Genomic DNA, 20,203 nt, shown 5'->3' on the forward strand with positions numbered 1-20,203 from the left:
CTGTCGCACTTGCCGAAGCGGGAGAGCAGGCGCACGGGGGCACGCTCTATGTGACGCTGGAACCTTGCGCCCATGTCTCGGAGCGCGGGCCTGCCTGCTCTGACCTGATCGTGGCGGCGGGTGTGGCGCGTGTGGTGATCGGCATGGCCGACCCCGATCCGCGCACCTGCGGCAAGGGCGCGGAACGTCTGCGCGAGGCGCGCATTGCCGTCACCGAAACCGGGAGCAGCGCGGCGGCCATGCGGCTCGAAGGCCATGCCTGCGCGCTCGCTCTGGGCCGTCCGCATGTGACGCTCAAACTCGCGCTGTCGCTCGATGGCTGCATCGCGACAGCTCAGGGCGAAAGCCAGTGGATTACCGGAGCCGCCGCCCGCGCGCACTGCCACCGCGAACGAGCCCGCGCCGATGCAATTCTCGTTGGCGGCGGAACCCTACGCGCCGACACCCCCCGGCTCGACGTGCGCCTGCCGGGGCTGGAGCAGCGCTCGCCTTCCCGCTGGGCGCTCACCTCAGGCGAGGTGCCGGGCGGTTGGCACAGGCTCTCGGCAGTCGCCGACATCTCCGCCATGGAGGCAGTACGCTACCTGTTCGTCGAGGGCGGCGCGGCCACGGCGGCAAGCTTCCTGCGCGCCGGCCTTGTCGACCGCCTGCTGATCTACCGCGCGCCGATCCTGATCGGCGGCGGGCTCCCCGGCATTGGCGATATCGGTCTTGGCGCGCTGGCCGATGCGCACGGACGCTGGAACCTCGCTGAAAGTCGCCAGCTTGGCAGCGACCGGCTCGAAGTCTATGCCCGCGCCCGCAACGAAGGGATTTAAGCGAGCATGTTCACCGGCATCGTCACCGCCATCGGCACCATCCAGAGCGTGGAGCAGCGTGGCGACCTGCGCGCCGTCATCGCCTGCCCGTTCGACCCGGCCAAGGTCGATATCGGCGCTTCGATCGCTTGCTCCGGGGTGTGCCTCACCGTGGTCGCCAAGAGCGGCACACTTGGGGCAATGACCTTCGCGGTCGACATTTCGGGCGAAACCGTCTCGCGCACCGCGCCGGGCATGTGGACCGAGGGAGCAAAGCTCAACCTCGAACCTTCGCTGCGGCTGGGCGACGAACTGGGCGGCCATATCGTGACCGGCCATGTCGATGCGGTGGGCACGCTGGCCGACTGGCGGCCCGATGGCGATTCGACCCGGCTCACCATCGCCGCGCCCGCCGAGCTTGCTCCGTTCATCGCCACGAAGGGCTCGATCACGGTCAACGGCGTGTCGCTGACGGTCAATCAAGTGAGCGACCAGCCCGACGGCTCGGTTCAGTTCGAATTGAATATCATCCCGCACACCGCCGATGTCACCACGCTGGGCGCGCTGCGGCAGGGGGCGAGCGTCAATCTCGAGATCGACACCATCGCCCGCTACCTCCAGCGGATGCAGACCTTGCGCGCGGGTGCGACTGCGGGCGCTTAGCCCGCAACCGCCTCCAGCGCCTTCACGAAGGCACCGATGTTGCCGCTGGTCAGACCCGCCACGTTGATGCGGCCCGAGCCCGCCATGTAGACCCCATGATCGGTGCGCAGCGCGCCGATCTGTTCCTTGCTGAGCGGGAGCATGGCGAACATGCCCTTCTGCTCGCCCAGCGGCGTGAGATCGACCGAACCCGCCTTGCCGGCAGCGGCCAGCTGGCTGCGCACTTCGCCGATGCGCGCGCGCATCGAGGTCAGCTCGTCCAGCCACTGCTTCGTCAGCGCCTCGTCGGTGAGGATCAGCCCCACGGCGGCAGCGCCGTGATCGGGCGGCATCGACCAGTTGGCGCGCGCCAGCGCACAGCCGTTCGACATGATGCGCACGGTATCGTCAGCCGTCTTGCCGAGCGCGTAGAACGCGCCGACACGGTCGCGATAGAGGCCGAAGTTCTTGTCGCAGCTGTAGGCGATCAGAGCTTCCGGCACAGAGGCAACGACCTTGCGCAGGCCGTAGGCGTCTTCTTCCATGCCATCGCCCAGTCCCTGATAGGCAAGGTCGATGATCGGCAGGATTTCCCGCTCGACCAGCAGGTCGGCGATCTCGTCCCACTGCGCGGGCGTGTAATCGATGCCGGACGGGTTGTGACAGCAGCCGTGCAGCAGGACGGCATCGCCCTTGCCCGCATTCTGAAGCGCGGTGCGCAGCGCATCCATGTTGGCGCTGCCATCGGCAGCCTGATGATCGAACCCTTCGACCGTCATCGCGAGGTCGGCAAAAATCTGCGCGTGGTTGGGCCAGCTCGGCATGCCCATCAGCACCCTGGCAACGCCCGCCTTCCTGGCGAGGCCCGCCGCGATACGCACGCCGCCGGTGCCACCCGGGGTCTGCATACCGTCGATCCGGCCACCCATGTCGCCCGCCGCGCCGAACACGTGCGGGATCAGCGCCCGGACAAAGCCCATGTCGCCCTCGGGGCCGAGGTAGGCCTTGCTCGCCTGCTCCGAGACCAGCCGCTGCTCGGCGGCCTTGATCGCAGCGAACACCGGAGTCGCGCCATCGCTGGTGCGATAGACGCCCACACCAAGGTCGATCTTGGTCGGCCGGGTGTCGGCATCGTAGAGCTTGATCAGCGCAAGCAGCGCATCGGGCGGTTGTTGGTCGAGTCTATCCAGCATAGTGGCTGCCCTTTGCCGCTCACCGACGGTTTGGGCAAGGCCGTTTTGCGATCAGAACGGCAGCCAGCGCTGCTTGTGGCTAAAGCGCATATATCCGGCGTTGACGCCCAGTCGCAGACCAGCGCCGACCCGGATCGGAATGAGGACAATATCGCCCCTGCGCAGATAGCTGACATTGAACCCGCCCACGAAATAGGCCTGCCCCTCGCCCGCCGGGAAGCGCTCGAACAGGTCTTCGCTGTCGTAGAGGTTGTAAACGAGCACGAAGGTGTTGGCGGCATTGGCCCCCGCATCGAGGCCGACCGACGGTCCGGTCCAGTAGACCGGCATATTGCCTTCGATCCTGTGATGCAGCGTGCCCGAGCCATAGCGCACCCCAACGATGAACGCGCCGCCCCCTTCGCGCCCTACGATATAGCCGTTGGGCTCGCCCTGCTTGGCGAGAATATCCTCGATCAGGCGCGCCAGGCCCTCGGCCCCTTTACCGAACAGACCCTCGGCGGCACCGATCAGGTCGTCCTGGGCATAGGTGTCGCCGTTGGCGGCGGTCGTGGCGGTGGTCGGCGCAGTCGTCGTCTGGGGCGCGGCCGTGGTGCTGTCGGCGGGGACACTGTCATAGCGGCTCGACGGCAGATCCATCGAGGGGGTGGCCGTGTCGGGCGAGCCGGTGTTGTTGTTGTATTGCGGCGTGATCCACGAATCGCCGTTGTCGACGGGCGGCGGCGGAGTGGTGTTCTCGCCCTCAAGGTCGCCGTCGATCACGAGGTTGGGATCGACCGTCTGGATCTGCTGCGCGCTGACCGGGGCCGCAACGAATGCGAGGCTCGCGGCGGCAAGGCCCACCCAGCGGGTGACAATGACGATGTTCATGGTGGCGCCCTCTTCAAATTGCGCGTGTAAATTTCCGTGTGTCGCACAAGAATCCCCTGCGACTGAAGCAGCAATGAACGCGCGGTGGGGCGAGTCTCTTTTGCGGTGAACCGAATCGGCCTGCGCGTTGTTGTGGTGTGCGGACAAATAATGCAAAAATTAGGTGCTGTGTGCCCTTGAAGCGCAAGCGAGGCGCGGTTATAGGCCCGGGCTTGCCGCTGGGTCCGGAGACGTGGGTGAGTGGCTGAAACCAGTTCCCTGCTAAGGAACCATACTCCTATCGGGGTATCGAGGGTTCGAATCCCTCCGTCTCCGCCACCACCCTTTCCCCCATTTTCCACCGATGACCTGAAAAAGCCAAGCATTTGCGCGGCTTATCAGGTGATTCGGGTCCCACACTGTCCTTGCTCATCCATCGGTGTCCGATTGGATTTGTGGGAATAAATGTGGGAGAATTTGCAGCCATGGGTAAGCTTTCGGCAACAGCGGTAAAGGCCGCCTCGAGACCCGGCAAATTAGGCGATGGCGATGGGCTTTACCTCGTGGTGAAGTCGTCGGGCACGAAGAGCTGGATGGTCCGGGTGCAGAAAAACGGCAATCGCCGCGATTTCGGTCTCGGAGGCGCATCGAAGATATCGCTGGCGGTCGCACGTGAGCGGGCCCGCGAGGTTCGAACCTGGGTCGAACTGGGACTGGACCCGCTGTTCGAGCGCCGGAAAGCGGAAGGCATTCCCACATTCCGGGAAGCTGCCGCCAAGGTACTCGCCCAGCATCGCGCGACATGGCGCAACGAGAAACACGAGAAGCAATGGATCAGGACGCTGGAGGCCTATGCCTTCCCCCATCTTGGCAACGTGCAGGTCAACGACATCACGGGGCCGATGATCCGCAATGTGCTGGCCGAGATCTGGCTGGCAAAGCCTGAGACGGCGCGCCGGGTGCGTCAGCGGATCGGGACCGTGCTCGACTGGGCCTATGCCTCGGGATACCGCGACAGCGAGGCACCCATGCGCGCGATCACCAAGGGCCTGCCGCGCCAGCCGAAGAAGGAAGGCCACTACGCGGCCATGGCCTATGCCAAGGTGCCGGACTTCATTCCGCGGCTACGCGAGCGTGAAAGCTACAGCAGGCTGGCGCTGGAGTTTGCGATCCTGACGGGGGCCCGCTCGGGCGAAGTGCGCCATGCTGTCTTCGATGAGTTCGATCTCGATGAGAAGCTATGGACCATCCCGAAGGAGCGGATGAAAGCCAATCGCGAGCATGTCGTGCCGCTGTGCGATCGGGCAGTACGGATCATCGAGCGCTGCATGGAACTGCGCGTGAGAAACTGCGAGCTCGTCTTTCCCGGCATGCGAGGGAGGAAGGCGATGTCCGATATGACGCTGACCAAGCTGCTGCGCGAGATGAAAGAGAGTTGCACGGTTCACGGCTTCCGCTCGGCGTTCCGCGACTGGGCGAGCGAGGAGACCAGTCACCAGAGCGATGTCGCAGAAGCAGCGCTGGCGCATGTGGTGAAGGACAAGACCGAGGCGGCCTACCGGCGCGGTAATCTGCTGGAGAAGCGCAAACTGTTGATGGAAGACTGGGCTGCCCACTGCTGCAAGGGAAGCTAAAGCGATGAAACGTAGCCCAATGCAGAAAATCATGCACCGTGAGGCATCCAGGTCGCCTTCGATCAGGCCGCCTTTTCCACTCTCCCGTTACCGCATAGCCACGCCGGTCCCTGTGGATAAACCTGTCACCTGTTCGGACTATCAGGAACCGCAGCGTTCGGACTATCAGGAACCGAAAGTTCGGACTATCGGGAACCGAAACAGGCGGCAAACCCGCAGGATTGCTGGGCTCCAGCGTCCTTTAACTATCCTAACGACAATCCTTACCGGATTGTTGCTAACGTGGAGCGCTCCGCGCGCGGCTCCTCAGCGCTATGGATGGCGCCGTCGCCGCGCGCTGCTGCACTCGGCACGTGCAAGCGGCCGAACAGCTTGCTAGGGTTTGACCGATGAAGACGGACCTTGATCATCTTCCCCCTCAAAAGCAGCGCGAGATCGAACGCGTCGTGCAGCTCATCTTTGAAGAGTTTGACGATGCCTTCGCGCTCGCCAAGCACGAGTGGAAGAAAGCCGGACGGATACTCAAAGTCATTCTCTACGGAAGCTATGCTCGCGGGACCTGGGTCGATGAGCCGCACACTGCCAAAGGCTATCAGTCGGATTACGACCTGCTCATCATCGTCAACGACAAACGGCTGGCCGACAGGGTCAAATACTGGTCGAAGCTCGACGACCGCTTGATGCGCGAATACGGTGTGACCAGCACACTCAAGACGCCGGTCAACTTCATCGTCCACACGCTTCAGGAAGTGAACGATGGACTGGCGCACGGCCGCTACTTCTTCATGGATGTGAAGGCCGAGGGTGTAGCGCTCTACCAGTCCGACGACACCGAGCTGCACACGCCCAAGCCCAAGACGCCGACACAGGCGCTGGGCATGGCGCAGGAGTATTTTGAGGAATGGTATCCTAGCGCCATGAAGCGCTTCGAAAGCGCGCGATTCCTGATAGGCAAGGAGTACTCGAAGCAGGCTGCCTTCGATCTACATCAAACGACTGAGACGCTTTATCACTGCGTCCTGCTAGTCTGCACATTTTACACTCCCCACGTTCACAACCTCGGCTTCTTGCGCACGCAGGCCGAGCGCATCGATCCCCGCCTGACCTACGTGTGGCCGCGCGAGCTAAAGCGGGATCGCGCGCGGTTCGAGAAACTCAAAGAGGCCTATGTGAAGGCACGCTACTCGAAGCACTACCGCATCACGAAGGAAGAGCTCGAATGGCTTGGCGAGCAGGTCGAGCAGCTTGGACGCGTCGTGCACGAAGTTTGTATGGAACGGCTGGAGAAACTCAAAGCCGAAGCGCTCGCGAGCTCCGACAAGGCATAGCGACTTCCAATGACCGCCCGGAGGACGGCTTTTCACTCCCACTGCCCTAAAAGCTGCCATTCCGCTTACGACGCCATTGCCGACGTCGGCAAACTGCGCCAGTGTGCACCCGTTAGAGGTGCCGGTTGGGGGTCAAAGTGGGGTTTCTTGCGAGGTTTGATGGCTGGATCGAGCAATGGGCAATCCGCGACGAGGTCGTTCGAAAAGAGCGAGCTTATTGGAAACAGATGTTGCCCCATGCTGCGTTTTGGAAGTTGTTCGGCACCTTTGTTTTCCCCAGCATCCAAATAGTGCTCGCACTTCAATACTTCGCTGGCGATCGGGCGGGCACGATCTTCCTGTTCATTATAGGGTCGTTTTTTTCTTCTATATTTATGTGGCGTTACCTTGTTCACTTAAGGTCGATCCGATCCGAGGCGTGAGAGGGCTAGTGTAAGTGTCGGACCGCTGACCGGTTTCCACCCCGTTCTTGCCATCTCCGCCCGGCGGAATGATCACCAAATCCGGACCTTCCGCTGCCGACGCCGTTTACGACATCTTGGCAACGCGCATCAGTTTCCGTCCAGTAGCCCTACCGTGTTTCCCTCTGGATCGCTGAAATCTGAATAGCGGAGGGCTTTGTATCCATCGATTTACTCGGCTTCGGAACACTTCTTCGGCCTCGTTTCTCTTGGCCCAGGGACCTCGCACAATATCTAGCAAATGTCCCCGGCCAAGATCCAACTCAGCTATCCTGCCTTGATCACTGAAAGTCGAATGTCGCGAAAAAGGACGTTCGTAGACCTTCCACAATTAGGTTTCGGATCATAGAAAATTGCCTTTCAGTACCGGATTTGGAACACTCTTTATTGGAGTCGCCCTAAGGTGCGACTTCCAGCAACTCGTCATACTTGCAACCGTATTCCCCGCGATCGGGTGTCGCGAGAAGATCGCCAGTGAAGGTCAGTCTCTGACCCAGTTTGAGCTCAAGGTTCCTGTAGCGCAATACGCGGCCATCGAAGGAAGAATTCGCCGGCAGTATCAGACCGGAACGCCCCCCGTCCCGTTCGACAAAAAGGCAGCCTTGCTCATATCCGAGAACGCCCTCTGCGCCCTCAAGAGCGGATTGGCCAGGCGTTCCGTCGGCGGCGCTCAACGCGCCGTGACGGTCGAATGGGTATTGCTCTTCTGCGGTGTTAACGGGCGCCTCTTCTGACGCACAGGATGCGAGGCCCAAGGCGAACGCGAGACTCAGAATTTTTTTAGTATGCAAGGCGATAATCCCACGAATATACGTCGTCGATGCTCGTATAGGTGATGCTGAGCGACTGCGCCGAACCGAGATAATGCGCGGAAGTCAGCAACTATTCCGAAGTTGCGCAATCGGGTGAACGTCCGCTTCCTTAACCCAAGATCCTAAAAGCAGCCTGTCGGCAAACCACCCCAGTTCTCGCCGTTAAGACCAAGTGTGGATTGTGCCAGAAGCGGACCAGCAGATTGCAACGCCAAAGCGGCCATGTGAGACAGCCTCCTGCTTCCCGATATCTGCCGTCGACTCAGCTTATGCGCTTCAGCCATTTTGGGGCCGCTTCGAGACAGTCTGGTTTCGGGCGTTTTCCTAAGGAAACGGACAATCCGTTCGCAACCCAAATCGCATTCAAAGGCAACCCCGTAAAGTTAACGACATAACTCACGTCCCGGCCATTTCGAAGACAATGCCTGTCGCAATGAGGTGCAAGCGATCGCTGCCTTACTGATTTTTATCGGAATGGTTGCGCCTATCCGGTTTCGGCCTGTGCGTTACGGGCAGCAGCAATCGCCGCTGCAAGCTCTTTTGCTGGACCCACTCCCCAGTAGTGGAGGAAGTAAAACATCGGTTCACCGCCGATCATGTGGTTATGCAATGCTACGATATGGATATCCCGCTCGCGCAGTGCGCGGAGCACGGGCTGGACTTCGTCCTCGGTCATGATGAAGTCACCATCCACGGCGGCAAGGTCGTTGGTGCCCGAGAACGCCGCCCAGGTCGTAAGCCCCATCGAACCACCGATCTCAACGCCGTGCATGCGGCCTTGGCGAGCGAAGGTGTATTTCACGACACCATCGGCGATGCTTGGCTCGGTGCCCAAGATTTCGCTCAGCGCCAGGGCTTCGATCGTGCCGTTTGCATCCGGCGTCATGCCACCGAAACTGCGCTGCGGCGTCGGCGAGGCGGCGCGCACTTCCTTGATGGCATCCCAGACGGCTTTTACACCCGCTGCCATCTTGGCGGTTTCCCCATGCCCGCCGATATGCATAAAATAGACCGGCGGATCGTCGAATATGAAATGATTGTGCAGCGCGGTGACGGTCAACCCGTTGGCGAGGGCAGCGTCCATCGCGGCTGTTATCTCATCCTCGAATACGACCGTGTCGCCCATGACCATCACTCCGCCATCGACGGGTTTGAAGGCAGCCCATGAGCCGAGACCTGCCGGGGGATCGAGGCGCATGCCGTCGACCATCACCGGCACGTCGGCGCGCGTCCAACCGATGCGTGCGACCCCATCGTCGGTCATGGTGACCTCCGAGTGCGATGCCTCGAAAATCAGTGCCTCGAGATTGCCGAGATTATCCTGCGCGTGAAGAGCCGCCGACATCGCTGATAGCGATAGAGCCAAGCCGCCGACGAACAATGTTCTGGGTAATTGCTTCATCTTAGTTCTCCTTGGATGTGATTTCAGGTGCCAGCCATCATTGCGAGGTAATACAGCGACCCAATGAGTGCGCTCACGAAGAGAACGAGCAACATCCCGATCTTGAAGCGCAGCATGGCGATCAGGGCCGCAGCGGCAATGACGACGGAGGCGACGTCGATCGTGGCGAAGTCCGGCACGAGCAGACGTGCGCCGTAACCTCGAACCTCGTCAAGCCGTGCGAAGGCAACGTGCAGCGCAAACCAGATGGCAAGGTTTAGGATCACACCGACGACTGCTGCCGTCACCGCCGAAAGCGCCGCTGTCAGAAGCTTCACGCCGCGCAGTTTTTCGATAAATGGCGCACCAAGGAAAATCCATAGGAAGCACGGCACGAACGTGACCCACGTGACGATGACCGAAGCCGCGATGCCCGAAGCCACCGGGCCTAACATGTCTGCTTCGCGATATCCCCCCATGAACCCCACGAATTGGACGACCTGGATCAGTGGACCCGGCGTGGTCTCCGCCATGCCCAACCCATCGAGCATTTCACCGGGGGCAAGCCAGCCATGCGTCTGCACGGCTTCCTGCGCCATATAGGCCAGCACGGCATACGCGCCCCCGAATGTCACGACCGCGAGCTTGGAGAAGAAAACCGCCAGTTCCGTGAACACGTGATTTGGGCCAACAAGAAGGATCAGCGCAATTATGGGAGCTGCCCAGATGCTGCCCCAGATCAAGGCCGTGCGGACTGCTCCGCGCCATGTAGGCTGCGCTTTCGCCATACCGCCTGTATGAAGCACGGCTTCCGGCTCGCTCTCCCCGTCCTCGGTCGTTTCACGGGCGCGAATGACCAGAAACCGTGCAGGATCGAAATGCCCTCCAAGAAAACCAACCAGCGCGGCGGCCGCGATAATCAGCGGGAAAGGTGCATCGAATGCGAATATCGCCACGAAGGCTGCGGCGGCAATCAGATACATGGGCCAAGTTTTCAATGCCCTTTTCCCGATGCGCAGCAGGGCCTCGATGACTATGGCGAGCACCGCCGCCTTAATGCCGAAGAAAATCGCCTGGACGAAGCTGGCCTCCTGAAAACTGGCATAGAGCACGCTAAGCGCCATAATGCTGAGGAAGCCGGGAAGGACGAACAGGCATCCTGCGACGAGGCCACCGCGAACGCCGTGGAGCAACCAGCCAATATAGGTGGCGAGCTGCATGGCTTCCGGTCCGGGCAGGAGCATGCAGTAATTGAGCGCATGCAGGAACCGGTTCTCGCCGATCCAGCGCTTTTCATCGACTAGAATGCGGTGCATCACCGCGATCTGGCCGGCTGGCCCACCAAAGCTCAACGCGGCTATGCGCGCCCAGACACGCACCCCATCGGAAAACGGGATCGGAGTTTGTTCTACGGAACCTGAATTAGCGGGAGAATTCATCAACGCGTCCTTCGCACACAGCTCATCGAGCCGGACTTGGGCGCATTGCCTTACCGGGCGCCGGAATAAGTGCCCGAAGTCAAACTGCTAGATCATTGATCTGGTGTTGTCAAAAGCCTTACGCGAACAGTCTGCCTTGCCCTTGGAGAATGTCGGCTTTCGAAATCTGGATCTGTATCTTCAATTTCCGGAATGAGGGCGCGTAGCTGCCGGGGCTTGCTACTTGCCTCGACGGCGGCTTTCGCGGCTTAGCCTCCTGAAAGCGGACCGGAAGCTTTCCACCCCGTTGCGGACATTCGCCTGGGCAGAATTCCTTACCGCAAGCTGCCGTCAATTAGGCTCATCCTGATCGAATTCGCTGGCATCCGAGCTCGAGTAGACTTCCTTGGCGGCTTGCATCCCGTTCAACGCTGCTGGAAATCCGGCATACACGCTCATCTGGATGATAATTTCCTCGATCTCGCTCTTCGTAAGACCGACATTGAGTCCGGCTTGGATGTGGACCTTCAACTGGGGCTGTGCCGTGCCCATCGCCGTAAGGGCTGCGATCGTCGCGATCTCTCGTTCGCGGAGGCCAAGACCGGGCCGTGCGTAGATATCGGCGAACGGGTATTCGATGGTGTAGCGGGCAAGATCCGGCGATATGTCCTTTAAGCTTTCAACCACCTTCTCTCCGGCTTCACCGTCGATTCTGCGAAGATTCTCGAGGCCTCTTTCGAACCTGTCAGTCATGACCATTCCTTCATTAAGCGAGTTGCCAGCGAATGCATCGCTGGAGCAAGCAGCAGACTGATGAGGGGAACAAGGATTGCCGTCAGAATGAGTGTCTGAAATCCAAGCGCCATATCGCTCGCGATGAACCTCAGCAGCTTGAGCATCCCGGTCACAAGCGGCCATACGACGAGCCAGACGAGCATGGTCCGCAATATAACGATCCGGAATGTCATTTGTCGGCTGCTGGATCGGGACGGTGAAGGATGGCGAAGTATCCCGGCAGAACCTCGTCGAGCTTGGCTTTCCCCGAGAGAGTAAGGGTCACGTTCCGGGAGCGAGCATCTTCTGAGTTTTCCGAAATCGCGATCAGGCCAGCCCGTTCCAAGCCCTGCAAGGTGCGCGTGACGACGGGCCGCGATACGTCCAGCCTTTCGGCAATTTCACTTGCAGCGAGGCAGTTTCGCTCGGGTTCGCGGTCGATAAGGATCATCATCAAAAAGCGAAGCTGCGAGAGGTCATGGCGCGCGAAGTATGCTTCCAGCTCGCGGATCAGCAGGCTCGCGCGTCGCATCAACCGAAGCGCGTCGAGCACTCTGTCGACATCGACATCGGCGAATTGGTCGGCATAACCGTCGACCATTTGTCGGCTGGGAAGTTCTTTAAGAAAGAACATCAGCCTTACCGAACCGGACGGAGATGAAGGATTTGCGGCTCTTCTGCCAGCCAGTCCCGGTAGGCTTCAAAGACGGCCCGGGTGTATGGTTGATCGTGGTGCGATGCCAGTGCCGCCTCGTCTCGCCATTCCTCATAGAGATACAGTGTTCCGTCCTGTGCATTTTCGCTGAGACGAAACTCCATGCAGCCGGGTTCGGCGCGCGTCTGTTCGATGATCTCGCAGATGGCCTCGCGCGCCTTGTTGTAGTGCGTTGGATGCGGCGCGATCCGTGCGATGATGTTCAACTGATGGATCATGACATTCCTTTAGTTATCATGCTAACTATATAATTCAGGGTGATGGCTGGTCAAGTCCAGAACTTCCTGAAAGCAGACCGTCCGCTAACACCCAATTCACGACATTAAAGCGTCACGATTATTGACCCAAAAGCTGACACAAAGGCCGTCCACGAGCGTGGCTGCAACCAATCGTCGAACATCCAGTGTGCGCTCGCAATGCGAATATCTGGCTCTTGGTGTGCGATGACCGCGTCGTTTTGCTGCCATGGCGTTGCATCATTCAGCGACGCTCTTAGACACTGCCGCTCCAGAAATTTTGCCGCTTGGTTGCAGATCAGAAGCACACCCGCGACCCTATCACGGCAGGTCGCTGGCAGCGCCGGATGCAGTCGCGATGCATTCCGCTTGCAGGCGTAATCGGAGTAATTATTCGTCCGTAAGCGTCTGATTTGAAGCGAGAAAATGAGGGCGAGATAAAAGCGCCGCCGTCGGTCGGGGCGCAGGTGGTTGGTTTCGTTCAGTAATATGCGACGGCACCCGTAGTGCTCCTGCGGCGCTCCTTTCGAAAAGTTCTTTTTTATCAAACAGATTGGCGACGGCGCTTGGCGTTCTGTGCTGTTTTCGTTCGGAAACCCGCTTTCGCCCGGACGTCCTTTGCCGTCCAGATGAGCATCGGTGCATTTGACTGGAGTGCTTGCCCCAGGCCTCTGCGCTGCGGCGAAAGAACGGCAGCTGCAGCGTAGGAACGTCATGTGGCCCAGGGTGCCCTAATCGGCCGATACTCGGTGCCGATGGCGGGCCGGCCTGTCCCCTCCATGCTCCCCAAGGTCGGTCCGTCATCACCCGACAGATGAAAGGATCGACCGCTATGCCATCTGCAAGCACGACAGAGCATCTTCGCGAGCAATGCGGGCCCCAGGCCATCGAACCGATCGCCATGCGCGTACCCGAAGCCTGTCGCTATCTCGGGATCGGACGCAGCACACTCTATGTGCTCATTTCCAGAGACGAGATCGAGATCATCAAGATGGGGAGCGCAACCCTCGTGCTCACCGCCAGCCTGCGCTCGCTGGTTGAGCGGCTGCGTCGTCCTGCCGATCAGGTAACGGGGACCACTTTATGATTACGGCGCATCCTGACTTGCTGAAAGCTGTGGTGCTTGCCGCAATCGTGAGCATGCCAGATCATTCCAAACGTCAGCTGGTCTCGAAGATGAAAGAGCGGCGTGCAAACGCAGAAGAAACACTGGCCGCCAGATTGGTGATTGCGCTTTCGCAGCGGTCCTAGGCTTTCTGACTATGGCAGCTACGCGCCCCATCTCGGTCATTCAACGTTCTGTGATCGCTGCCCGATAGCTGCCTTTCGAACGCGCGGACGATGCCACTGCACCCTTCGCACTTGCAACATTTTTGCTTAGCCGCTAAGTGCCCGCAATCCACCGGACCCGGCCGCGCCGGGTGGCTCGGCCCGGCGCCTATCCCCGGGACAACCTTTCAGACCGGCATTCTGGCCGCACAAAGTGTTCGCAGCTGAGCGATGCTTCCGCGCATCGTGCCGGTCGTGTGAGTCGTGTTAGGGTTCACATGTTCGATATTCCCACGCTTAGGCGTGAATGGCTTTCCAATCCCCGGCGCGACATTCTCGCCGGCATCGTCGTCGCGCTTGCGCTCATTCCCGAGGCAATCGGCTTCTCCATCATTGCCGGGGTCGATCCGAGGGTCGGCCTTTACGCGTCGTTCTCGATCGCGGTCATCATCTCGCTCGTAGGCGGGCGACCGGGCATGATCTCGGCAGCCACCGCAGCTATCGCCGTTCTCGTTCTGCCGCTCATCCAACAATACGGCGTCGAATACCTCTTCGCAGCAACGATCCTGATGGGCGTCATTCAGGTCATCGCAGGTTTCCTACGGCTGCACCTGCTGATGCAATATGTGTCGCGCTCGGTCATCACAGGGTTTGTCAACGCATTGGCGATCCTGATCTTCATCGCACAGCTGCCGGAACTCACCGGCGTGCCGATGCTGACCTACGTGCTGGTCGCCGCGGGACTGGCGGTCATCTACATCCTTCCGCGCCTCACGAAGGCCATTCCCTCGCCGCTGGTCGCGATCATCATCCTGACGACGGTAGTCTACTACATGGGCATGGATGTGCGCACGGTGGGCGATATGGGTGAGTTGCCCTCGTCGCTGCCTTCGTGGCTCATTCCCGACGTTCCGTTCACGCTTGAGACGTTGCAGATCATCCTGCCCTACTCGGCAACGATGGCGGCGGTCGGCCTGCTCGAGTCCATGCTGACCGCGCAGATCGTCGACGACCTGACCGATACGGGGTCCGACAAGCGGCAGGAGATGAAGGGCCAGGGCATCGCAAACTTCTTCACCGGCTTCCTCGGCGGGATGGGCGGCTGCGCCATGATCGGCCAGTCGGTCATCAACGTGAAGTCGGGCGGCGAAACGAGACTTTCGACCTTCGTATCGGGCGTCTTCCTGCTGTTTCTTCTCCTGGTGCTCGGCCCGCTGGTCGCGATCATTCCGATGGCATCACTGGTTGCGGTCATGATTATGGTATCGATCGGCACCTTCTCGTGGCGCTCGATCAAGGACATCCGCACCAATCCCTGGCAGTCGTCGGTGGTCATGATCGTCACGGTAGTCGTGGTCGTGTGGACGCATGACCTGGCGCAGGGCGTGCTCGCTGGTGTGATCCTTTCGGGCCTGTTCTTCGCCAGCAAGGTGAAGCGGTTGTTCACGGTCGATACCGACCTGTCCGCCGACGGCACGACGCGGACCTATCGCATTGGGGGCCAGGTCTTCTTCGCTTCTTCCGATCGCTTCGTCGAAGCGTTCGACTACAAGGAAGTGCTCGACCGGGTGGTGATCGACGTCAGCCGCGCGCACTTCTGGGACATCTCGGCGGTGGGCACGCTCGACAAGGCGATCCTCAAGTTCCGCCGCGAGGGCACCGCGGTAGAGGTCCGCGGCCTGAACGAGGAGAGCGCCGGGATGATCGAGCGCTATGCTATCCATGACAAGCCCGGCGCCGATGCGCAGCTGGGAGGACACTGATGGGAGATACAGCAATGGAAAACGTCCTCGCGGCGATAGATGCCTCGGCCTACGCCACCAGCGTTTGCGGTTATGCCGGGTGGGCGGCAAAGCGGCTGTCGCTTCCGGTCGAACTGCTCCACGTCGTCCAGAGACAGGACGCCATCACGGCGCGCAAGGACCTGTCCGGTGCCATTGGCTTGGGCGTCAAGAGCGACCTCATGGAAGAGCTTGTCCGCCTTTCCGAAGAAGGCAGTCGGACCGAGATCGAGAAAGGCCGCGTCATGCTAAAAGCGGGCGAACAGTTGCTGCGTGAATCGGGCATTACGGACATCTCGACGCTTCATCGCCACGGCGGGGTGGTCGAGACCATTCTCGAGCGCGAAGATCACGCCCGCGTGGTTGTCATGGGCAAGCGCGGCGTCGGCCACGAATATGCCTCGGACCATATCGGCTCGATGATCGAGCGCGTGGTGAGGTCGAGTGAAAAGCCGGTGCTGGTCGCATCGCGCGAATATGCAGAACCGGAGCACGTCGTCTTCGCCTATGATGCCAGTCCCGCCGCGGAACGCGCGCTGGAGCGTCTGGCCAACTCACCGCTGTTCGACGGTCTGCCGGTCACCATCGTCATGGCAGAGGCGGATGGCGAAGCGCAGCGTGAGATGCTGACCAGGGCAGAAGCGGGATTCGCTTCCGACCACCCCGTTACCGTCGTGATGGAGCGGGACAAGGCCGAAAAGGTCATTCCCGGCGTCGTTGCCGCCACCGAGCATTCGCTGCTGCTTATGGGTGCCTATGGGCATTCGCCAATACGTCGCATGATTGTGGGCAGCACGACCACTGAAATGGTTCGCACCGTCAAGGCTCCGGTGCTGATGGTGCGCTGACGTGTCGATCGATCCTGCAACGTTCCGCAATCCTTTGCTGCAAAGGCTCGCCGAACTGGACGAGCAGGATCGCATCTCCGCGAAGGATCGCGATCCGGTGACGCTGGACCAGGAGAGCGTGGGCCGACTTTCTCGCATCGATGCGATGCAGGTGCAGGCAATGGCGCTGGCGCAGAAGCGGCGGCGGAAGGCCGAACGTGCAGGCATCGCGGCAGCTCTCCAGCGGATCGAGGAAGGGGAGTTCGGCTATTGCATCGAATGCGGCGACCAGATTGCCGAGGGTCGGCTGCGGAATAATCCGACGGTGATAAAGTGTCTGGAGTGCGCTGCCGGGAGTGCCTGAGACGAGCGGTTTACGGTAGGTTTACCCGAGCCTGTCAGGTTCTCCAACCATGACAGCCTATATCGAAAGCGACGGATTACGGCTGCGCCGCAAGGTGCGGGCCCTTGTATTGAACGAGAACGACGAGGTGCTCCTCGTGCGGCCGCATGGATATCGCGATGGGGAATGGACCCTTGCGGGCGGCGGCGTGGAAGAGGGCGAATCTCCCGTCGAGGCTATGCGCCGAGAGCTAGCGGAAGAATTAGGCGTCGGGCTGGAGGCCGAGTTATCGGAACTGCCGGTAACCAACCGGTTCATTTACTCGGCAGAGCACAAGGTGAAACGCAACCTTGACCATGACGGGCAGGACGCGGTGATGTTCGCGTGCCGTATTGATCGCAGCCACCCGCTCCACTTGCAGGCTGAAGAGATAGCCGACGCCCGCTGGTTTCCCGCAGATGATGCTCTTGCAGCGTTTCCCGTGCAAAAGCAGCGCGACATTTACATCCGCTGCCTCAGCGAGCTTTCTCGCTCTGCTTAACGGTCGGTCGGCTTAATCTTCGGACTGTGAATGTGGAGCGCATGCTCGCCGCGGATACTGGTCCTGATCTCCGAGCAACTCTTGAGCCGGAGCAATTCCTTCATCGCCGTCAGATTGGCTGCTTCCACAGGCGTGGCGCGAAGGTCTTGAAAACCAGCCCCGCGCCAATCAATCCGAGGCCCAGCACCCAGATATCGACCGGAACCCAGAAGGCGAGAAAAAGGCACGAAGCGAGGCCCAGGACGGAGATCCATCTCGGATATAGCCGCTGATCGTCGGGCAGGCGCAGCGCCGCGAGGTTGGAGATCGCGTAATAGATCAGGACCGTGAAGGCGCTGAACGCCCAGACCGTCTCGACGCTGCCAATTGCTGCCAGCCCGGTTACGAGCACACCAACCAGTATGACTGCAGAAGCTGGTTCCTTTTCCGCTTCGGTCAATCGGCCGAAGACTGGCGGAATATCGCCTCGTCGCCCCATGGCGAGCACCACGCGCGACAGTCCGAGGATCAGGTTCAGCAACACGCCAAGCATCGCAGTGATAGCGCCTATTGCCACCAACAAGGCAAGCGAACGCGACCCCATGGCGGTGGCGGCGGTCTGGAGGGTAGTTGCCTGCCGGTCCGGCGCGTCCGCAAAAACGGCAGTTCCAACGATGCCCACGACCACCGCCGCCACGCATATGTAGAGGGCCGCCGTCACCGCAACCGTGACGATGATGGCCCGGGGGATCGTCCGATGCGGCTCCCGCACCTCCTCGCCAAGAGTGGCAATGCGACCGTAGCCCGTGAAGGCAACGAACATTAGCGCTGACGCATAGAGGAACGCCGATGCTGGAGATTCTTCACGGTCCGAGAAAAAGGGCGTCCAATTTGAACTACCGGTTGCGAACGCACTCGGAGAACCGAAGAGGATGAAGCCGCCCAGCGCCGCGAGCGTCACCGAAACGATTGCGATATTCACCCAGCTTGAGCGCTTGATTCCAGCGAGCACCAAAAGCGTGAAAAACAAGACCGAACCCATCGCGACCCAAGGCATTGCCGCCGCACCTCCGCCTGCCATCGGCAGCGCATAGCCTGCGAAACCCAGCGCTGCGGTGGCGGCGGAAGCCGATTTCGCACAGAGGAACATCCAGCCTGCGGTGAGCCCGAGGCGCGGGTTGAGGTAGCGATAACCGTATTCATAAGTGCCACCACTCACGGGGTGACTGGCGGCGAGCTGCGCGCTCGACAGGGCGTTGCAGGTCGCAACCAGCGCGGCAAGCGCGATCGCCAGGAGGACCGATGGGCCAGCAACCCCAGCGGCGATACCGATGCTGACGAATACGCCGGTTCCGACCATCGAGCCGAGGCCCATCATGATCGCGCCTCCTATGCCGAGGTCACGCGATAGTCGGTGGCTCGATTCGTTCATCTATATAACCTTGGTATCGTGTGCGAACTCCCAACGGGAGCCCGCGCAGAGAGCGTTGGGTAACTGAAATGGGCGGCGGGATTTCGGTAAACCGCCGGGCCTATGTTACATGATGTCTAGCGGTATTGGCAGCGCACCACTCATCGAACTCCATCAAGATGAGGGGTTCAAGGCAATCGCCGATATGTCCTTTTGTGGATCGATGGCGCGACCTGCTTCCTTGCGTTCCGAGTAGCGGTCGACCAACTGTTCGGCGTGCGGCCGCAGCAGCACCGTGAAGCGGACGAGCTCCTCCATGACGTCCACGATGCGGTCGTAGAGCGGCGAGGGTTTCATCCTGCCCGCCCCGTCGAACTCCTCGTATGCCTTAGGCACGCTGGACTGGTTTGGAATGGTGAACATCCGCATCCAGCGGCCGAGCAGACGCAGCGTGTTGACGGTGTTGAAGGACTGTGAGCCCGCCGACACCTGCATGACTGCCAGCGTCCGCCCTTGGGTAGGGCGCATTCCCCCGATGCTGAGCGGCAGGTGATCGATCTGGGTCTTCATGATGCCGGTGATCTGGCCGTGCCGCTCCGGGCTGCACCACACCATGCCGTCGGACCAGAAGGCGTGCTCGCGCAGTTCGTGGACGGCAGGATGGTCGTCACCGCCGATCTGGTCAGGCAGCGGCAGATCGGAGGGATCGAAGATGCGCGTCTCAGCGCCAAACAGCTGGAGCAGTCGCGCGGCTTCCTCGACCGCGAGACGCGAATACGAGCGCTCCCGCAGGGAGCCGTAGAGCAGCAGGATTCGCGGCGGCGGCTGGTCGGCGCCAAGACCAACGGCAGGGCGGGCATGGATGAAGGCGGGGTCGAGCGACGGGAAGGTGTCGGGATCGGTGAGTGGGCGTAAACGGGACATGAGCGAGCTCCGTAGATCAGGCCAGCGTCAGGCGAAGAGCTAGGCGGTAAACTCATAAACCGTCTTGAGGTTAGGCGGTTTGCGTGATTCAGGCTCTCCATTGTGATGGAGGCAGGATGACACGGCGGCGATACGAACTGACGGATAGAGAATGGGCGATCATCGAGCCCCTGCTGCCGAACAAGCCGCGGGGCGTTCCCCGCGTCGATGACAGGCGGGTGCTGAACGGGATACTCTGGCGTTTTCGGACCGGGTCACCATGGGCCGAGGTGCCTGAGCGCTACGGCCCCTCGACCACCTGCTACAACCGGTTTGTCCGCTGGCGCAAAGCCGGGGTATGGGACAGACTGTTGTCCGCAGTTTCCGCCGCTTTCGAAGGCGAGATCGTGATGATCGACTCCACCTGCGTCCGCGTTCACCAGCACGGTGCGACGGGTAAAAAGGGGGACCTGGAGATCGCGGCATGGGACGTTCCCGAGGTGGCCTCACGAGCAAGATCCATGCCCTCGTTGACGCTGACGGTCGTCCCGTCGCGCTGCGCCTGACCGGCGGGCAGGTCCACGACAGCCAGGAAGTAAAGGCCCTGCTCGATGTTATGCCCGAGGGCGCCACGCTGCTGGCCGACAAGGGCTACGACAGCAATGCCATCCGCGAAGCTGCCGCCAACAAAAACGTCTGGGCCAACATCCCGTCACGCTCCAATCGCAAGCACCGCTTCGCATTCTCGGGCTGGCTCTACCGCCAACGCAATCTGGTCGAGCGCTTCTTCAATCGCATCAAACATTTCCGAGGCATCGCCACCCGCTACGACAAGTGCCCGCAAAACTATCTCGCTGCAGTCAAACTTATCTGTGCACGCATTTGGTGCGCCGCGTAATGAGTCTACGG

Annotated in this window: 23 protein-coding genes, 1 tRNA gene and 1 other annotated feature; of the genes, 12 read left to right on the forward strand and 12 right to left on the reverse strand. The window is 60.8% G+C overall.

Features of this window, described 5'->3' with window-relative positions:
- Nucleotides 1-818 (forward strand): bifunctional diaminohydroxyphosphoribosylaminopyrimidine deaminase/5-amino-6-(5-phosphoribosylamino)uracil reductase RibD (gene ribD, locus D2V17_RS16020; protein ID WP_119593903.1); only part of this gene is annotated, 818 nt, incomplete at its 5' end.
- A 6-nt stretch (nt 819-824) separates the two neighbouring features.
- The gene (locus D2V17_RS16025) at nt 825-1,460 is read left to right on the forward strand and encodes a riboflavin synthase (RefSeq protein WP_119593905.1); all 636 of its coding nucleotides are present in this window, start codon (nt 825-827) and stop codon (nt 1,458-1,460) included.
- Here the strand turns inward: D2V17_RS16025 and D2V17_RS16030 are convergent.
- Nucleotides 1,457-2,632, reverse strand: coding sequence for an amino acid aminotransferase (locus tag D2V17_RS16030; RefSeq protein WP_119593907.1), 1,176 nt, complete (start codon nt 2,630-2,632; stop codon nt 1,457-1,459). The two genes, D2V17_RS16025 and D2V17_RS16030, sit on opposite strands and share 4 nt — an antisense overlap.
- Nucleotides 2,633-2,683: 51 nt before the next feature.
- A complete protein-coding gene (locus D2V17_RS16035; protein WP_119593909.1) occupies nt 2,684-3,502 on the reverse strand; it encodes a DUF1134 domain-containing protein in 819 nt (272 codons plus the stop codon).
- Between the two features lie 226 nt (nt 3,503-3,728).
- Between D2V17_RS16035 and D2V17_RS16040 the strand changes: the two genes are divergently transcribed.
- The 3 genes from D2V17_RS16040 (at nt 3,729) to D2V17_RS16050 (ending at nt 6,443) form a co-directional block, all read left to right on the forward strand.
- Nucleotides 3,729-3,820, forward strand: a tRNA-Ser gene (locus tag D2V17_RS16040).
- 146 nt (nt 3,821-3,966) lie between these two features.
- A complete protein-coding gene (locus D2V17_RS16045) occupies nt 3,967-5,115 on the forward strand; it encodes a tyrosine-type recombinase/integrase (RefSeq protein WP_119593911.1) in 1,149 nt (382 codons plus the stop codon).
- Nucleotides 5,116-5,504: 389 nt separating this feature from the next.
- Nucleotides 5,505-6,443 (forward strand): HEPN domain-containing protein, encoded by a 939-nt coding sequence (locus D2V17_RS16050; RefSeq protein WP_063505939.1) that lies wholly within the window; start codon nt 5,505-5,507, stop codon nt 6,441-6,443.
- A 65-nt stretch (nt 6,444-6,508) separates the two neighbouring features.
- Here D2V17_RS16050 and D2V17_RS21025 read toward each other — a convergent pair whose 3' ends face one another.
- The 8 genes from D2V17_RS21025 to D2V17_RS16090 form a co-directional block, all read right to left on the reverse strand.
- The gene (locus D2V17_RS21025; protein WP_147367444.1) at nt 6,509-6,838 is read right to left on the reverse strand and encodes a hypothetical protein; all 330 of its coding nucleotides are present in this window, start codon (nt 6,836-6,838) and stop codon (nt 6,509-6,511) included.
- A gap of 464 nt (nt 6,839-7,302) precedes the next feature.
- The gene (locus tag D2V17_RS21590) at nt 7,303-7,659 is read right to left on the reverse strand and encodes a hypothetical protein (RefSeq protein WP_146029859.1); all 357 of its coding nucleotides are present in this window, start codon (nt 7,657-7,659) and stop codon (nt 7,303-7,305) included.
- Between the two features lie 541 nt (nt 7,660-8,200).
- A complete protein-coding gene (locus tag D2V17_RS16065) occupies nt 8,201-9,118 on the reverse strand; it encodes a DUF1259 domain-containing protein (RefSeq protein ID WP_224801820.1) in 918 nt (305 codons plus the stop codon).
- 23 nt (nt 9,119-9,141) lie between these two features.
- Nucleotides 9,142-10,536, reverse strand: coding sequence for a chromate efflux transporter (chrA, locus tag D2V17_RS16070; RefSeq protein WP_041685277.1), 1,395 nt, complete (start codon nt 10,534-10,536; stop codon nt 9,142-9,144).
- 330 nt (nt 10,537-10,866) lie between these two features.
- Nucleotides 10,867-11,268, reverse strand: a complete 402-nt coding sequence (locus D2V17_RS16075; protein WP_081096823.1) for a carboxymuconolactone decarboxylase family protein — start codon at nt 11,266-11,268, stop codon at nt 10,867-10,869.
- Nucleotides 11,265-11,483: a putative antibiotic biosynthesis monooxygenase gene (locus D2V17_RS16080; protein ID WP_063505802.1), complete on the reverse strand. Its 219-nt coding sequence runs from the start codon at nt 11,481-11,483 to the stop codon at nt 11,265-11,267. The genes D2V17_RS16075 and D2V17_RS16080 overlap by 4 nt, the downstream gene beginning before the upstream one ends.
- A complete protein-coding gene (locus tag D2V17_RS16085) occupies nt 11,480-11,923 on the reverse strand; it encodes a MarR family winged helix-turn-helix transcriptional regulator (protein ID WP_062342972.1) in 444 nt (147 codons plus the stop codon). Before D2V17_RS16085 ends, D2V17_RS16080 begins: the two co-directional genes overlap by 4 nt.
- A 5-nt stretch (nt 11,924-11,928) precedes the next feature.
- On the reverse strand, nt 11,929-12,222 hold the full coding sequence (locus tag D2V17_RS16090; RefSeq protein WP_062342971.1) for a putative quinol monooxygenase: 294 nt from the start codon (nt 12,220-12,222) through the stop codon (nt 11,929-11,931).
- 850 nt (nt 12,223-13,072) lie between these two features.
- Here D2V17_RS16090 and D2V17_RS16095 point away from each other — a divergent pair.
- The 6 genes from D2V17_RS16095 to D2V17_RS16115 all read left to right on the forward strand — a co-directional run bounded on the left by D2V17_RS16095 (nt 13,073) and on the right by D2V17_RS16115 (nt 17,001).
- Complete coding sequence (locus tag D2V17_RS16095; RefSeq protein WP_063505803.1) at nt 13,073-13,327, forward strand: helix-turn-helix domain-containing protein; 255 nt, start codon at nt 13,073-13,075, stop codon at nt 13,325-13,327.
- Nucleotides 13,324-13,491, forward strand: coding sequence for a hypothetical protein (locus D2V17_RS21430; protein ID WP_156488970.1), 168 nt, complete (start codon nt 13,324-13,326; stop codon nt 13,489-13,491). Before D2V17_RS16095 ends, D2V17_RS21430 begins: the two co-directional genes overlap by 4 nt.
- Before the next feature lie 150 nt (nt 13,492-13,641).
- Nucleotides 13,642-13,695 (forward strand) — a sequence feature (sul1 is cis-regulatory element that is thought to sense ions involved in sulfur or methionine metabolism; They are found in Alphaproteobacteria).
- Nucleotides 13,696-13,787: 92 nt separating this feature from the next.
- Complete coding sequence (locus D2V17_RS16100; RefSeq protein ID WP_103024581.1) at nt 13,788-15,272, forward strand: SulP family inorganic anion transporter; 1,485 nt, start codon at nt 13,788-13,790, stop codon at nt 15,270-15,272.
- Nucleotides 15,272-16,138: a universal stress protein gene (locus D2V17_RS16105; protein WP_233457382.1), complete on the forward strand. Its 867-nt coding sequence runs from the start codon at nt 15,272-15,274 to the stop codon at nt 16,136-16,138. The genes D2V17_RS16100 and D2V17_RS16105 overlap by 1 nt, the downstream gene beginning before the upstream one ends.
- Nucleotide 16,139: 1 nt before the next feature.
- Nucleotides 16,140-16,481 carry a TraR/DksA family transcriptional regulator gene (locus D2V17_RS16110; RefSeq protein ID WP_103024580.1) on the forward strand — a complete coding sequence of 114 codons (342 nt, stop codon included), beginning with the start codon at nt 16,140-16,142 and terminating at the stop codon, nt 16,479-16,481.
- Nucleotides 16,482-16,530: 49 nt separating this feature from the next.
- Nucleotides 16,531-17,001 (forward strand): NUDIX domain-containing protein, encoded by a 471-nt coding sequence (locus tag D2V17_RS16115; protein WP_103024579.1) that lies wholly within the window; start codon nt 16,531-16,533, stop codon nt 16,999-17,001.
- Between the two features lie 109 nt (nt 17,002-17,110).
- Here D2V17_RS16115 and D2V17_RS16120 read toward each other — a convergent pair whose 3' ends face one another.
- Together D2V17_RS16120 and arsH are read right to left on the reverse strand one after the other, a co-directional pair.
- Nucleotides 17,111-18,358 carry an APC family permease gene (locus D2V17_RS16120; RefSeq protein ID WP_219150136.1) on the reverse strand — a complete coding sequence of 416 codons (1,248 nt, stop codon included), beginning with the start codon at nt 18,356-18,358 and terminating at the stop codon, nt 17,111-17,113.
- A gap of 207 nt (nt 18,359-18,565) precedes the next feature.
- Nucleotides 18,566-19,315, reverse strand: a complete 750-nt coding sequence (gene arsH, locus D2V17_RS16125; RefSeq protein WP_119593915.1) for an arsenical resistance protein ArsH — start codon at nt 19,313-19,315, stop codon at nt 18,566-18,568.
- Between the two features lie 116 nt (nt 19,316-19,431).
- Here arsH and D2V17_RS16130 point away from each other — a divergent pair.
- A protein-coding gene (locus D2V17_RS16130) for an IS5 family transposase (protein WP_119593901.1) occupies nt 19,432-20,192 on the forward strand; the annotation gives its coding sequence in 2 pieces (ribosomal slippage) (nt 19,432-19,768 and nt 19,768-20,192; 762 coding nt in all).
- The last annotated feature ends 11 nt before the right edge of the window (nt 20,193-20,203 follow it).

The sequence above is a fragment of the Aurantiacibacter xanthus genome, from assembly GCF_003584015.1.
In the GTDB taxonomy this organism is placed as follows: domain Bacteria; phylum Pseudomonadota; class Alphaproteobacteria; order Sphingomonadales; family Sphingomonadaceae; genus Alteraurantiacibacter; species Alteraurantiacibacter xanthus.